Genomic DNA, 395 nt, shown 5'->3' on the forward strand with positions numbered 1-395 from the left:
AGAGGCGGAGATTGCTCAGCAGGAAGCAGAGGAAGCGGAGCGGAACAACCATTCGACAGCCTGGATTATCTGGGATGAAGTAGGTGTCTTGCAGAAGGTGGTGTATCGCTGTTTGTTGATCTGGTGGAATGCAAACCGGAAGTGCTCAAGCAGCGGGCCAATGAAGTAGCAGATGGAATGGCTGGTCTGATAGGAATGGCGGTTCATCCTGTTGACACTTATCATCAGATTAGCGTTGCTTCTTCCGGACAAAAGACACGGATGCTGACAGAGTTGGCACTGGATTTCCTGCCGATCAAAACCAAAGTGCCTAAGCTACCGTTTGATATGCCGAAGCTGAATCCAGGGATGGAAGTGGCTGGAGCCGACGGGATGGTGTACCGGATTGCGGAGAA

At 51.6% G+C, this 395-nt stretch carries 1 protein-coding gene; it reads left to right on the forward strand.

Annotation, left to right across the window (positions count from 1 at the left end):
- Window positions 1-123 precede the first annotated feature (123 nt).
- Window positions 124-395: hypothetical protein (locus H065_RS26730; RefSeq protein ID WP_152425992.1), on the forward strand; the 272-nt coding region annotated here is incomplete at its 3' end.

Source organism: Paenibacillus shenyangensis, from assembly GCF_000346635.1.
Lineage (GTDB): Bacteria > Bacillota > Bacilli > Paenibacillales > Paenibacillaceae > Saccharibacillus > Saccharibacillus dauci.